Here is a 14,984-nt window from a genome sequence, read left to right as displayed (position 1 = left end):
CGCAATGCTGACCTTTTACTCACAGGATAGCCGTTTACGCCAAGCGCGAACCGAGTTACATGACGGCGCGCTGGTGACCCCGTTTGAGTGCCCTGAACGCCTTGATCTGGTGCTTAAGCACCTTCGCCAATCTGGGCTTGGCGATATTTGTGCGCCCAAAGTGTATGGGCTAGCGCCGGTGTTGGCGGTGCACGATAAGGATTACGTGACGTTTCTAGCCAACTGCTGGCAAGCATGGGGCGCGGCCGGGCATCAGGGTGAGGCGATTCCCAATATTTGGCCTGCGCGCACCATGCGAGGAGACCGCATTCCGCGTTCCATTGGCGGCCAATTAGGCTACTACGCGTTGGCGGCAGAAACGTCGATCTCAGAAGGTACCTTTGAAGCCGCCATGGCGAGCAAAGACGTGGCGTTAGGCGCGGTAGAACATACGCTACAAACTGGCGAGCCCAGTTTTGGTTTATGCCGACCGCCAGGTCACCACGCCGCCTTTGATCAGTTTGGTGGTTACTGCTTTTTTAATAACGCCGCCATTGCCGCCCAACGAGCGCTGAATGCAGGCAAACGCAGGGTGGCGATTCTTGACGTCGATTTCCACCACGGCAACGGCACCCAGCAGATTTTCTACCAGCGTGACGATGTGCTGTTCATTTCGTTACACGGCGACCCGGAGGTCACCTTTCCTTACTATTTGGGCTACGCTGATGAAAATGGCGAAGGCAGAGGCGAGGGCTTTAACGTCAACTACCCGTTACCGCCGGGCACTAGCGTGACTACGTGGATGGCGACACTTGAACAGGCGCTGGCGCAGATTAAAGCCGCCGAGTGCGAGCTGCTGATTGTATCGCTAGGGGTCGATATCTTTGAGGATGACCCGATCAGCGCCTTCACCTTTACCAGCGCAGATTTCACCGTTTTAGGTGCACGCTTGGCCCAAGCAGGCTTGCCCAGCGTATTTCTGATGGAAGGGGGCTATGCGGTAGATGAAATAGGTGTCAATGTAGTCAACGTGTTACAAGGTTTTGAACAGACCCTTTAACAAGGTCTTGAACAGCATTGACACAAGGGTAAAGGTTAACCGTGACAGCGGCCCCTAATTCGGGCAGGCTATTGCCCTTTCAACGGGGCAGGGAGCTCAAGCGTGGCAGTGTATGGTGGAATTCAGGCGCACGAACTGGAACGTTGGCTTAATGCGTTAACCAACGCCGCCTACGATAGACGCTGCCCGCTGGTAAAAGTGCACGGTGGCAATGCCCGTGCGCGTACCGCCCGTCAAGATCTTCTCCACCTGGCTAACGACTACCGCTGCGGTGAGTCCAGCCGCGAAGAGAGTGCCGCCGCCCTTGGCTGCTGGTGCGAAAACTATCTAAGTGAGGCAGAGTGGTATGTGCTGGTCGGCACCCGCCAAGCGCCCTCCCTGCCGCAAAACGAAGAAGAGCGAAGCCTCACCGTGCTTAAGCAGCATCGGGTGGGGTGATGTTCAAATAAGTAGCGCTAATCAACCAGCAACGATATCCAAAGCTCCCATCGTGGGGGCTTTTTTGTTCGTGAAGCGTATTGCTCAGCGGACAGTAGAATTTTTAAGGGCAGGTGGATTAGTGGGCGCTTAATAATGATGTGTTGACAATAGTTTAACAAGATGAGTAGTTTGAGGTAGCAAGCATATACGACTAACGTTTTATAAAGGTTCTAAGCTTGCAGGTGATTTAAAAAGCAATCGGTATTGAGTGTCCTAATTTATAAAAACGCTACTCCATCTACAAAAACGCTATCTAGGGCAGGGGGCAAGAAATCTTGTGACAACTATACCAGCGCTATCGGTGCGTTCCTTGAGCGTTAATTTTGGTTCCAACCAGGTTGTAAAAAATCTGAGTTTTGATGTTTATCCAGGTAAAACGACGGCCATCGTTGGCGAATCTGGCTCAGGAAAATCGGTTACTTCACTAGCTATTATGCGCTTGGTGGAGTACATGAACGCCGAGATTACCAGCGGCACGATACTGTTCCAACGCGGTGTTGGTGGCTCCCAACCACAGGATCTTACCCAACTTTCCGATAAGGCGATGCGTCAGATACGTGGTAAGGAAATTGCCATGATCTTTCAGGAACCGATGACGTCGCTGAATCCTGTTTACACTATCGGCGATCAGATTACCGAAGTGCTGGTTTTGCATGAAAAGCATACCCAAGCTTCGGCGCGCGCTGAAGCGGTAAAACTATTGAAGCTGGTGCGGCTAGCCGATGCCGAAGCGCTGTTAAAACGCTATCCTCACCAGCTTTCTGGTGGCATGCGTCAACGGGTAATGATCGCTATGGCATTGGCCTGCCGTCCTAAAGTACTGGTGGCGGACGAGCCCACAACCGCACTGGATGTCACCATTCAAGCGCAAATTCTAACCATCATGCGCGACCTGCAGCAGGAACTGGGAATGGCGGTCATTTTCATTACCCACGATATGGGGGTGGTGGCTGAAATGGCCGATCAAGTGGTGGTCATGCGTCATGGCGAAAAGGTTGAAGAAGCCTCAGTGGAGGAGATCTTCGCTCGCCCGCAACACTCTTATACCCAAGCATTACTGGCGGCAGTCCCTAAACTGGGAAGCATGCAGGGCGAAGACTTACCGCGTATGGATCCACTGGTCGAGCTGGAGGGTGATATTGCGCGTACGCGTGGTGAAAGCCGAAAGCAGGATACCGCTAGAACCGATGCCGCTCCTGTCGTGGAAGTAGAAAACTTAGTTACCCGTTTCGATATTTGTAAAGGCTTTTTTGGCGGAGTTAGCCACCGGGTGCACGCGGTGGAAAATGTTAGCTTCACTATTTTTCCTGGCGAAACTTTGGCGCTGGTAGGAGAGTCAGGCTCTGGCAAGTCGACCATCGGGCGCACTATTCAGCAACTGCAGGAAAGTACTAGCGGCACGATACGTTTTGGCGGTAAGGCGGTGGCGGATATGTCGCGAGCAGAGAAGATGCGTCTGCGCCAGGAAGTGCAGTACATTTTTCAAGATCCTTTTGCCTCCTTGGATCCACGCAAGACCGTCGGCTTTTCGATTGCCGAACCCATTCTTACCCATAGCTTGCTGCACGGTTCAAAGGCCATTCGACAACGAGTTGACCAATTGCTGGAGCGCGTTGGCTTAAGCGCTGACCAAGCCGAACGCTTCCCCCATGAGTTCTCCGGCGGCCAGCGGCAAAGAATCTGTATTGCTCGCGCTTTAGCCTCCAAACCTAAGTTGATCATCGCTGATGAGGCGCTATCCGCCCTGGATGTTTCCATTCAGGCGCAGATTATTCATCTGCTGATGGAGTTGCAGCAAGAGGAAGGCTTGGCCTATTTGTTTATTAGCCACGATATGGCGGTGGTGGAAAAAATGAGCCACCGCGTAGCGGTGCTGCATCTTGGTCAAATCGTTGAGTTAGGAGCACGTCGGGCGGTGTTTGATTCACCTCAACACGCTTATACCCGAAAACTCTTAAGTGCGGTGCCCGTGGCCGATCCTAGCCAGCGCCGAGAGCGGGCGCTGCTACAAGGCGATATTCTCAGTCCCATTCGCCAGGTGGGTGATGAACCGGAGCATCTGCCGTTAGTGCAGATGTCTCCAGGCCATTTCGTTGCCCAGGAAGTGAGCAGTGCCGAGCGTTTGGCGTCATAGTTGGTCTTTAGATGATACAAAAACAGGAGTAATCCGATGAAGAAAAATAAACGTGTTCTCAATGGCGCACTTGCAGGTATGGCACTGAGCGTTGCTTTCTCTGCCTCTGCTCAAGCAGGTTCGTTAACTGTCGCCTCGCCACAAGATCCGGGCACTTGGGATCCTATCGATACTTTTTTAGTTAACTGGGCGTCGGTGGCGACTAATATCTTTGATGGTTTGACGTACCGAGGCCCTGATTTAGAGTTGGTGCCTGGTCTTGCCACCGAGTGGGAAGAACTGGATGACGGCACTCGCATCAGGTTTACCCTGCGCGAAGGCGTCACATTCCATAATGGTGAACCCTTCAATGCTGAAGCGGTAAAGTTCACCTTTGATCGCCTACTCGGTGATGAAGGTGCCCAAGGCCCGCAGCGCTCCAACTACACGGCGATTGAAAGCGTGGAAGTGATTGATGACTACACGGTCGACTTCCATCTCAATGAACCCGATCCGGTACTGCTGACCAAGCTGGCTGGCTACGGTGCGATGATTGTGCCGCCAGAGTACTTGGCTGAGCATGGCGATGACCACTTCAATACCCATCCGGTAGGCACCGGGCCATTTCAGGTGGTGGAGTACAACCCTCGTGAGGATGTCCAACTGGAGGCTTTCGCGGATCACTGGGGCGGAGCACCTAAGCTTGATGAGGTGACCTATCGTTTTATCTCTGAGCCCTCTACTGCCGTAGCAGAGTTGCAGGCTGGACGGGTCGATATCGTTATTCCGCCGACGATTCCTATTGGCATGATCGATACGATCAATAACCACGATGGTATCAGCATTGTCAGCGTACCCTCGCCGACCGTGGAAGCGCTTCGCTTTAACACCCAGTCAGGTATCACCGCCGACGAACGTGTACGGAAAGCCATGATCATGGCTGTGGATCGGCAGGCCATCATCGACGCTATTCTGGCCGGTGAAGGCGAGATGATCGCCAGTTTCCAGGGCGCCCAATCTTTTGGTAACGACCCGGAAATGGAGCCGCTGCCGTTTGATCCGCAGCAGGCTCGCCAACTGCTTGATGAAGCGGGGGTAGAGCCCGGCGCCACGGTACAGATTGATGTGCGCGGTAACGACGCAACCTTTGGCGAAGTTGCCCAGGTGGTCGCTTCCTACTTACAAGGAGTAGGTATTACCGCCTCTATTCAGCCATATGAAACCAACGTGCTGCTTAACGACATTATTCCGGCAGGCCGAACTGGTGAGATGTTCCAGCAGAAGTGGGGTGGTTGGACGTTTGACTTCGACAATACTGCTTACTTGATGTACCACACTGGTGAGCGCTGGAACCCTTATGATAGCGACGCTGAGTTAGATGAAATGCTCGAAGCCCAGCGCAGTATCACCGACCAGGATGAGCGTGAAACGCTGCTCCAAGCCATTGCGCAGTACACCCAGGATCGCGCCTTGGAAATGCCGCTGTACAGCATCAATGCCCTGTATGGCGTAAGTGACCGAGTTGAGAACTTCGAGCCGGCTCCGGATAACCGCATGCGCTTGACCGACGTAGATGTCGCCGACTAGCGGGGACTTATTCCGGCCGCTTGAAAGAGCGGCCGGAAGAGTAACAACAGTCACTCCGTTTGATGGCGTTACGGACTAAGAGCTAAGAGGTCATAGTGGCAAAGTTCCTTTTGTATCGAATACTGCAGGCGATTTTTGTGGTGATCGCCGTAACGCTGATCGTGTCATTTGCGATCCGTTTAACCGGTGATCCGGCGGTGATGCTGGCCCAAGGGGCGGGCAGTATTACCGAGGCGGATCTGGAAAGAATCCGTCAAGCCCTCGGATTGAATCAATCTTTCCTGGCTCAGTACATCGGCTTTCTGCAAGGTCTGGTAGTGGGGGATTTTGGTCGCAGTTTTATGGGCGGCACTCCCGTCAGCGACCTGATTGCTCGTGCCTTGCCCGCCACCTTGGCGCTAGCGTTTGCTTCGCTATTTGTGTCTATCGTGGTATCGATTCCGCTGGGGATTAAAGCAGCAGTGTCGCGAGGAAGATGGCCCGATCAGATGATTAGGATTTTTTCCCTGATCGGACTCTCTTTTCCCAATTTCTGGCTGGCTATCATGCTGGTGCTACTGCTCTCCATCACCTTCAACCTATTGCCGCCCAGCGGTATGGAAGGCTTCGCTAGCTTCATTATGCCTGCCGCGACGATGGGTATAATTCTGACCGCGACCAACGTGCGCCTGGTGCGTACCACCATGCTGGATACCTTGCGCTCCCAGTACATTATGGTCGCGCGTGCAAAAGGTCTTTCCAACAGTGTGGTGCTCTACAAGCATGCGCTGCGTAACTGCTCTATTCCGTTGATCACTTATTTTGGTTTGCAGTTCGGCGGGCTGCTGGGCGGTATTGTCGTTGTCGAGCGAGTGTTCAACTGGCCGGGGCTTGGCACCTTGGCCTTTGAAGCCGTATCGGCCCGGGACTATCCAGTCTTACAGGGCGTTATCACCGTGCTCTCGCTAATGATCATCTTCATCAACCTTCTCGTTGATATCGCCTATGGCCTGGTCGACCCCAGGGTGCGTAAGGAATAACCATGACGGCAGCTATCAAAACCAACAAATTGAAACGCTTTAAGAACCTGGAGTTTATCCTCGGTGTACTACTCGTCGGCGGTATTGGCTTGGCGGTGATTTTCTCCGGCTGGCTATTCCCCGGCGGTGGTTCAGAGCTCAATCTAGCCTATCGGTTAACGCCACCGTTGGTGGAGCCTGGCTTTCCCCTAGGCACAGACCCGTTAGGTAGAGATGTGCTGGCGCGGGTGATTATTGGTGGAGAGATCTCGCTAAAGGTCGGGGTCTACTCAGCCCTGGGTGCGGTGGTGATCGGTATCATTATGGGCTTGGTATCCGGCTACTACGGTGGTTTTCTGGATATGATCGTAATGCGCTTTGCCGATGTGCAGCTGGCGCTGCCCTTTATCCTGCTGGCGATTACCTTTATTGCCGTGATTGGTGGCGGGCTGACCAATATGATCATCCTGCTGATTATTTCCCAGTGGGTACAGTACGCTCGCTTGGTGCGCGGCTCGGTGTTATCACTGCGCGATCGTGAATTCATTCTGGCGGCCAAAGCGATCGGCGTGAAAGATATTCGTATTCTGTTCCAGCATTTGCTGCCCAATTTGATCGGCCCGGTCATCGTATTGATGACGCTCAATGTAGCTAACAATATTCTGCTGGAGAGCAGCCTGACGTTTTTGGGGCTCGGTGTTGATCCGGTGATTCCCAGTTGGGGCGGCATGCTGGCGGAAGGGCGCACTTATCTGCAAACAGCATGGTGGGTTAGCGTATTTCCTGGTGTGGCCATTTTGTTAACCGTGTTAGGGCTGAACCTGCTCGGTGACTGGCTGCGCGACGCTCTGGATCCCACTGGACGTACTTCCCTATGACGACCCACAGTTCTCAGATTGAGGCGTTGCTAGAGCGCTCTTTCCCGCGCACCACGCGTAGTTTGCTTGAGGAGTACGCGAAACCTGCCTATCAAGGTTATCGGTTGGAGGCGTGGGTCTTCGATGACGAGGCCGAGCGCCACGCGACCGAAACGGCGTTCAATGCCGCTGGCATTAACGCGCGCCTGCGTAGTGCCTATAAGCCCCTGGTGCATTTCTTTTTAGAGGAATTCTCCTGGGACTCGCTGCAGTCGCTAGTGATTGAGCACCCGGTATTGGAACAAGCACCGCGGCGCTTTTTACTGGAAGCCTATCCGCTATCAGCGCTGATTCCCCAAGGCGTATCGCTACGCTGGGAGGAAGTTGAGACCACACTTATTGCCTCTAGACCTCTTCAATATTGCGTTCGAGTGGAGCGTACTTCAGGGAGTCACGAGACCTATCTTGTTGAAGCGCCTAATCGCCAACATTTAGATCATGTAGGCGAAGCACAGTGCTCTCCCTGCGGATGGCTGCGGCTCACTTCTCCCCAGGGCGATGTTAGGGAAATAATCGTCGAGACCGACGTTGAGGCGCTATTCCGAACAGCGATGGAACTGCTCTCTTCAACCCCATGGCAGTCAGCGTCTCCTTGCTTTGAAGAACTCAACTTCACGGTGCATTTACCCTGTCAAGACCGCCGCTTAGCGTGGGCTGACGAACATATCAGCCTCGCCGAAGCGCTCCATGAAGAGTTGTATTTCTCCACGTTGGAATACTTCCAACACCGCGCAGGCTTAGCGCTGGGGGATCGCTCGATTCAACCGGGTCAGATTGTGCCGGAGGTGCTGACTCAAGGTAACGAACCCTACTTGAGGGTAAGCCTGCGGCCTTTGGGTACTTCCCAACCCCAGCGTGAATTGGTCGAGCTGGAGAGCGCCCAGCAGGCCATCGGTACTGAGCAAATTACGCAGTTACTGGTGGCCCTTGAAGGTCGATCGCTATATGCAACCACCCGAGCTGGCAGAGTCGTAGAAGCGCGCTATATGGAAGGGTGTGACCGCGCTGTGATCATCAGCGCTGGCCAGCATGCCAACGAAACCTCCGGTGTGGTGGGGGCTTTGCGCGCAGCCCAAACGCTTAGTCGTCAGCCAGAAGCCCATTTCGTTATCTCGCCGCTAGAGAACCCTGATGGCTACGCACTACAGGGCAGGCTGATCGCCACCCAACCGCGTCATATGCACCATGCTGCGCGCTACACTGCGTTTGGTAATGACTTACAGAGCCAGCCGTTGGGCCAACCTTTCGAACACGCCATTCGTGAACAGGCATTCGCGGCCAGCGGCGCTGGACTACATGTTAATTTGCACGGCTACCCCGCCCACGAATGGACGCGCCCGCTGAACGGCTACGTGCCCCGCGGCTTTGAAATGTGGACGATCCCCAAGGGCTTCTTTTTGATTCTGCGCTATCAGCCGGGTTGGGAATCGCCGGCCCAACAGTTAGTTGAATCCGTTACCCAAGAACTGGCTAAAGTGCCTGGGTTAGTCGAGTTTAATGCCCTGCAAATTGCCTTGTTTGAAACCCACGCTGGCGCGTTAACTTTTCCGGTATTAAATGGTTTTCCTTACCTGATATCCGAAGATACCGATCAGTTAACGCCGCTGATGCTGATTACCGAATACCCTGACGAGACCCTGACCGGCGAGCCGTTTGTAAAGGCGCATAGCGCGCAAATGGCAACGGTGGTAGCGGCCTATAACGCTTTTCAAACGCTCACATTGAATCGCTAATCTCCATGACGGGGAGACTGTCACAATGGCGTCGCACTGTTACAATGGATAAATGAACAGTGCTTTCGCGACACCTACTGCCTCCCTTGATGATCCCTTCTACTACCTGACGAACTTCCGCTTCGTTGTGGATTGGGTAGGGGAGCGCCACGCTGATCTGCTTTCGGCAGGCGAGCGCGACTTCCTGAATCAATTCGACAACTTGCCGCGCGCGTCCCAGGCGCTGCTGGTGCGCATGGTGATGCGCAAAGGCGAGCTGTTCCGGCTCAGCAAACTCAGCTATGCCGAGATTGGCGACAGCGCGACTGCGATGGCGCCATTGATAGCGCTGGAGTGGGTCGATGATCAGCCAGCGCTGGGGATTGACGAGCTGTTTAATCAACTGCGCCTGGCTGAACTTCGCCACATCTTAGCCGATGAGGTACGTGCCGCTGGGCTTAGCGCGTCGAGTGCCAAAACGGCACTCTATGACACCTTAGCGAGCCAACTGACACGCGTCTCACCGCTGCAAACATGGTGGCCCGACAGCAACGATAAAATCGTCTGCCTCAAGGTAATGGAGATTTGTGACCGGCTGCGCCTAATGTTCTTTGGCAACTTGCGCCAGGATTGGGCGGAGTTCGTGCTGACCGAGCTTGGCCTGCAGCGGTTTGAGGTGGTGCCTTTTACGCCGCAATCCCGCGCCTTTCAAACGCGCCAGGAAGTCGATACTTACCTGGCGCTCCATTATTTGCGCCAACGTCTCGATGAGGGCGAGCTTCCCGCCGATCTTCACCCTGAAGTGCCGCCGCCTGCGGATAACCGCTGGCTGGCCACGCGGCGCGCAAGGCTGTTGTTGCAGTTGGGCCGCGAGGCGGAGCGTAGTGGCGAATCGGTGCTCGCGTTGACGCTCTATGACGAAGCGGGCAGTAGTGAGGCACGCATTCGCCAACTGCGGGTGCTGGAGCGGTTGGGCGAGCACCAAACGGCGTTTGAGCTGGCCACCCAAGCTCTTGAGAGCAGCCCCAACGAAACCGAGCGCCAGGCGCTGGCGCGGATGCTGCCCCGTCTGCGGCGGCGGCTTAAGCTGCCTGCTGTGCCGAGCGACATTGAGCCGGCCCATGAGCGTTGGGATCTCACCCTGCCGGGGGCGCAATTTGTCGAGCGGGCTGTGGTGGAAGCCCTTAGTGAGCCGCACGCGCCGGTCTACTATGTGGAAAACAGCCTGATCACCGGGCTGTTTGGCCTGCTCTGCTGGCCCGCGATATTTGCGCCGTTGCCCGGTGCTTTCTTCCATCCCTTTCATCATGGCCCCGCGGATTTATACCGCGACGATTTCGTGGCGCGGCGGCGTGACATCTTCGATGCCTGCCTGGCGCGGCTGGAAGACGGCAGCTACCGCGAGGTGATTCAGGCGATCTGGCAAGAGAAGTTTGGTCTTGCATCGCCCTTTATCCACTGGCCAATTGTCGAAGAGGCGCTTGTCGAGCTGGCGCTTGAGTGTATCCCTGCTGAGCATTTACGGGTCTGTTTTGAGCGGCTGCTGGGGGATCTCAAGGCCAACCGGGCCGGGCTGCCGGATCTGATTCAGTTATTGCCCGATGCCCCCGCGGGCACGCCGCGCTGCCGGATGATTGAAGTTAAAGGCCCTGGCGATCGGCTACAGGATAACCAGCGCCGCTGGCTAACGTTCTTTCACCGTCATGAGATCCCCGTCGCGGTATGCTACGTCCGCTGGGCGGATAGCGCCGAGCCAATGCCATGAGCGCGACTTATCGGGTGGCGGTGCGGGCGCTGTGCGATTTCACCGCCCGCGAAGGCGATCTCGACCACCGCTTTACCCCTGCGCCCAGTGCCCAGGAAGGCATACAAGGGCATACGCTGGTGGCCAGCCGCCGCGGGGCAGACTATATGGCCGAACTGCCGCTGTCAGGCACCTTTGAGGGGCTGACGGTGACGGGGCGGGCCGATGGTTTTGACCCAGCGGCCAACCGTCTGGAAGAAGTCAAAACCCACCGCGGCAGCCTGGAGCGCATGGCCGATAACCAGCGCGCGCTGCACTGGGCGCAGGTGAAAGTCTACGGCGCGCTGCTGTGTGCCGAGCGCGGCCTGGAACACATCACTTTGACGCTGGTGTACCTGGAGATCGCCAGTGGCAAGGAGACCTTGCTTAGTCAGGAGGCGTCCGCCACCGAGTTGCAGGCGTTTTTTACCGACCAGTGCCAACGCTTTCTCGCCTGGGCGGAGCAGGAGGCCGACCATCGCCAGCGCCGCGACAGCCGCCTGCAAACGCTACGTTTTCCTCATAGCACGTTTCGCCCCGGCCAACGCGAGCTCGCTGAAGACGTCTATAAAGCCACCAGTACCGGGCGCTGCCTGCTCGCCCAGGCGCCCACGGGCATTGGCAAAACGGTGGCGACGCTGTTCCCCATGCTCTCGGCCATGCCGCGCCAGCAACTCGACCGTATCGCCTTTCTCACCATGAAGACCCCCGGCCGCCGTTTGGCGCTGGATGCGCTCGCCACGCTGCGCGCTAGCCCGGGCGAGGAAGCCCAGCCGCTGCGGGTACTGGAACTGGTGGCCCGCGACAAAGCCTGCGAATACCCTGACCGCGCCTGCCACGGCGAGTCGTGCCCGTTGGCGGCAGGCTTTTACGACCGCCTGCCAGCCGCCCGGCAAGCGGCAGTAGAGCAAGCCTGGCTGGATCGCGACGCGCTGCGGGAAGTGGCGCTGGCTCATGACGTGTGCCCGTATTACCTGGGCCAGGAACTGGCGCGCTGGACGGACGTAGTCGTCGGCGACGTTAACCACTGGTTCGACAGCCACGCGCTGCTGCACGGCCTGGCTCAGGCCAACGACTGGCGTACGGGCGTGCTGGTCGATGAAGCGCATAACCTGGTGGAGCGAGCCCGCGGCATGTACAGCGCCGAGCTCGACCAGCAGCGCCTTAACCGGGTGCGCCGTGGCGCGCCGCCAGCGCTTTCACGGCCTTTGAACCGTTTAGCCCGTCAGTGGCAGGCACTGTTTAAAGAGACATTCTTTAATGACACGTCGCTTAAAGACGCGGGGCTGGATGAGGTAGGCGAGCCGGGTAAGCCCGTCTATCGGCTGCTCACGACGCTGCCCGACAAGCTGGTGGCCGCCGCTCAGCAGGTGGGGGTGTCGGTGACCGATCATCTGGGTGAGCACCCTGAAGACGCCAGTCTAGAACTCCAGGAACTGCTGTTTGAAGCGCTGGCGTTCTGCCGCCTCGCCGAGCGTTTTGGCGAGCATTCGCTGTGCGACCTTACCCGTTACGGGCGGGGGCGGGCGGTGCTGGGACTTCGCAACCTGATTCCCGCTGATTTTTTGGCCCCGCGCTTTAACGCCGCGCACTCAGTGGTGCTGTTCTCGGCAACGCTCACGCCAGGCCACTACTATCGGGATCTGCTCGGCTTGCCGGAAAAGACCGTCTGGCGCGAAGTAGCTTCGCCATTTGCCGCCCGCCAGCTTGAGGTACGCATAAGGCGCGATATTTCCACCCGTTTTCGTGATCGGGACGCCTCCATTGAGCCCATCGTCGCTACCATGGCGCAGCAGTATCAGCGCAGGCCGGGCCACTACCTGGCGTTCTTCAGTAGCTTTGCCTACCTGGCGGCAGCGCTGGCGCGGTTTCGCGAGGCGCACCCGGAGGTGCCCGTGTTCAGCCAAACCCGCGGGATGCCGGAGGCCGAACGCGAGGCGTTTCTGGCGCGCTTTACCCCCGGTGGAAAAGGTATCGGCTTTGCGGTGCTGGGCGGTGCCTTCGCAGAGGGTATCGATTTACCCGGCGACAGGCTAATCGGCGCCTTTATCGCCACCCTGGGGTTACCGCCGTTTAACGACTTCAACGAAGCGCTTAAAGCACGTTTAAGCGCGCGCTTTGGTCAGGGGGACGACTACACCTACCGCATTCCTGGCATGATTAAAGTCGTGCAGGCCGCTGGACGGGTGATTCGCAGTCCAGAAGATGAAGGCGTTGTGGTATTAATGGATGATCGTTTCGCACAAGCTAATGTACGTGCGCTACTCCCTTCCTGGTGGGCGGTGGAGACGATGACCCACTAACGGCTTTCAATAACGATGATGGTTAGGCGAACCAATGACAGATCTACTCTGGTACCAGTACGCGCTGATCGGGCTGATTTTTGCCTGGAGCGGCTTTGTGAGGACGAGCCTGGGCTTTGGCGGCGCTGTGCTGGCGTTGCCCTTCTTGCTTTTAGTGACCAATCAACCCCTGGTGTTCTTGCCGATTATCGCCATCCATCTGCTGATTTTCTCTAGCTGGATTGCCTGGAACGGGCATCGCCAACTGCAGAGAGAGGGCAGTGCCACAAGCCCCGCAGAAAGCAATATTGATTGGGCTTATTTACGCAAAGCTCTGAAAATCATGATTATCCCCAAACTTATTGGGGTGGTGGGGCTGTTGACGCTGCCCGCCCAGGTTATGACCAGCATCATTTTCGGCATTGTGTTCATCTATGCCATTGGTTACGTACTGAACCGGCCATTCAAGAGCAAGAATAAATACGTGGATTACGTGCTGCTGGCACTGGGCGGCTATGTCAGCGGCACCTCGCTCATTGGTGCGCCGCTGATTGTGGCGGTATTCGCCACTCACGTCGCCAAAGAGCAACTGCGGGATACCATGTTTGTGCTGTGGTTTATCCTGGTTGTGATCAAAATGGTGTCGTTCTTGATTGCAGGCGTCGACCTTCAACTTATTCATCAGCTGTGGCTGTTGCCCTGCGCTTTTATTGGCCATTTAGTGGGCGAAAGAGCCCACCGCTATATGTTGAAAGCGGACACTGGGCTGTTCTTTCGTGTGCTGGGGGCGGTGCTGATTCTGGTCAGCGTGGTGGGGTTAATCCACCCCCCTGGTTAGCCGGGAGGGAGTCGTCTCTGTTTAAAGTTGGCTGTCTGCCTGGAGCGTCGTTTTACTCAAAATAGTCAGGGTGATAGCGAACAGGCAGCAGATCAGCGCCATTGCGATAAAGACGCTGCGCAACGAGTCCAGCCAAATCATTGCCGAGGCGACCACCACCGGGGAGATAAATTGGCCGAAAAAGAAGGTTGAGGTAAAGCCGCCAAATACTCGGCCCCGCACCCGCTGAGGGGTAATGCGCATCAGCCAGGTGGTAGTGTTGGGCATAAAGGCGCCCAGGCCAAAGCCCGAGATGGCCGCGCCCACAATGGCCATGGCGTAGCTATTGGTAAAACCAACGATCAAGAAGCCAGCGGCCGATAGCAAGAAGCCTAAAACGTAGATCGTCATCACCGACAGAAACGGTTTGTAGTAGCCATAACCAAAGGCAACGATACTCGCCGTAAGTGCCGACATGGAGAGCGCAATGCCAATTGCCATGCCGCTGATTTGGCCTTGCTGAGAGAGCAAAAAGGGCAACTGGGCGGGGAACATATAAAACATTGCCATGCTGATCATGGCGATAAAGTAACCCAGCGCAGTACGCCCAACATCCACCTTAACGGGGGCATCGGTAACGCCAGTGTTCGCGGTACTCTGAATGCGAGGTTCTTTAAGCATTGCCCAGGCATAGGGCAGTAACAGCACGCCGGTTAGGTAGAGTAAAAACGGGCCCCGCCAACTCCAGTCGGAAAGTATCCCGCCAAGGTTGATAAAGATAACCCCGCCCAAGGCCATGCAGCTGCTCTGCAATCCCAAAAAGCGCGCGCGTTCGGCGCTATCGAAATAATCCCCCACCAGCGTGGTGCTAATGCTAAGAATGCCCGCTACCGCTATTCCCATTAGTGCCCGCGAGCTGAGTAGCAAATCCACGCGGTCGATGAAAAAGCCCGATACCCCGGCAAAACCGTAGATAAACAGCATCGTCAGCAGCAGTTTTTTGCGCCCAAACCGATCGGCCAAATAGCCCATCAGCGGGCTGAACAGGGTAATCATCAGCGCCGGAATGGTCAGAATGAGCTGGATCAGCACCTGCGGCTGGTCAGGAAAGTGACGGCTGATACCCGGCAGCGCAGGCGCGATAATCGCCCCCGACATCACGGTCATGGTGCTGGCGAAGAGGAGTACGGCCTTAATATGCGTTAACTGGCTAATGGGGCGGCTTCCACATCAAATGAAAAGTAAGAAGGTTCAAA

At 56.2% G+C, this 14,984-nt stretch carries 11 protein-coding genes; 10 read left to right on the top strand and 1 reads right to left on the bottom strand.

Annotated elements, in window-relative coordinates:
- The first annotated feature begins 4 nt into the window (after positions 1 to 4).
- The 10 genes from J7J49_RS02660 (at position 5) to J7J49_RS02615 (ending at position 13,749) form a co-directional block, all read left to right on the top strand.
- Positions 5 to 1,039, top strand: a complete 1,035-nt coding sequence (locus J7J49_RS02660) for a histone deacetylase family protein (protein WP_215089972.1) — start codon at positions 5 to 7, stop codon at positions 1,037 to 1,039.
- Between the two features lie 102 nt (positions 1,040 to 1,141).
- Positions 1,142 to 1,477, top strand: a complete 336-nt coding sequence (locus J7J49_RS02655) for a hypothetical protein (protein ID WP_215089970.1) — start codon at positions 1,142 to 1,144, stop codon at positions 1,475 to 1,477.
- A 319-nt stretch (positions 1,478 to 1,796) separates the two neighbouring features.
- On the top strand, positions 1,797 to 3,653 hold the full coding sequence (locus J7J49_RS02650; protein WP_215089968.1) for an ABC transporter ATP-binding protein: 1,857 nt from the start codon (positions 1,797 to 1,799) through the stop codon (positions 3,651 to 3,653).
- A 36-nt stretch (positions 3,654 to 3,689) separates the two neighbouring features.
- Positions 3,690 to 5,219: an ABC transporter substrate-binding protein gene (locus J7J49_RS02645; protein ID WP_215089966.1), complete on the top strand. Its 1,530-nt coding sequence runs from the start codon at positions 3,690 to 3,692 to the stop codon at positions 5,217 to 5,219.
- Positions 5,220 to 5,314: 95 nt separating this feature from the next.
- Positions 5,315 to 6,238, top strand: coding sequence for an ABC transporter permease (locus J7J49_RS02640; protein ID WP_215089964.1), 924 nt, complete (start codon positions 5,315 to 5,317; stop codon positions 6,236 to 6,238).
- Positions 6,239 to 6,240: 2 nt separating this feature from the next.
- Positions 6,241 to 7,095: an ABC transporter permease gene (locus J7J49_RS02635; protein WP_215089963.1), complete on the top strand. Its 855-nt coding sequence runs from the start codon at positions 6,241 to 6,243 to the stop codon at positions 7,093 to 7,095.
- Positions 7,092 to 8,867, top strand: a complete 1,776-nt coding sequence (locus tag J7J49_RS02630; RefSeq protein ID WP_215089961.1) for a M14 family metallopeptidase — start codon at positions 7,092 to 7,094, stop codon at positions 8,865 to 8,867. Before J7J49_RS02635 ends, J7J49_RS02630 begins: the two co-directional genes overlap by 4 nt.
- Before the next feature lie 52 nt (positions 8,868 to 8,919).
- A complete protein-coding gene (locus J7J49_RS02625; RefSeq protein WP_215089959.1) occupies positions 8,920 to 10,611 on the top strand; it encodes a VRR-NUC domain-containing protein in 1,692 nt (563 codons plus the stop codon).
- The gene (locus J7J49_RS02620; RefSeq protein WP_215089958.1) at positions 10,608 to 12,932 is read left to right on the top strand and encodes an ATP-dependent DNA helicase; all 2,325 of its coding nucleotides are present in this window, start codon (positions 10,608 to 10,610) and stop codon (positions 12,930 to 12,932) included. Before J7J49_RS02625 ends, J7J49_RS02620 begins: the two co-directional genes overlap by 4 nt.
- A 34-nt stretch (positions 12,933 to 12,966) precedes the next feature.
- Positions 12,967 to 13,749, top strand: a complete 783-nt coding sequence (locus J7J49_RS02615) for a sulfite exporter TauE/SafE family protein (RefSeq protein ID WP_215089956.1) — start codon at positions 12,967 to 12,969, stop codon at positions 13,747 to 13,749.
- A gap of 21 nt (positions 13,750 to 13,770) precedes the next feature.
- Here the strand turns inward: J7J49_RS02615 and J7J49_RS02610 are convergent, their stop codons facing one another.
- Positions 13,771 to 14,925, bottom strand: coding sequence for an MFS transporter (locus J7J49_RS02610; protein ID WP_502793501.1), 1,155 nt, complete (start codon positions 14,923 to 14,925; stop codon positions 13,771 to 13,773).
- Between the last annotated feature and the right edge of the window lie 59 nt (positions 14,926 to 14,984).

It is taken from the genome of Halomonas sp. ISL-56, from assembly GCF_018612805.1.
Taxonomy (GTDB): Bacteria; Pseudomonadota; Gammaproteobacteria; order Pseudomonadales; family Halomonadaceae; genus Vreelandella.
Note: the sequence above shows the minus strand (reverse complement) of the source record. Positions and strands in the feature narration are given on the sequence as shown.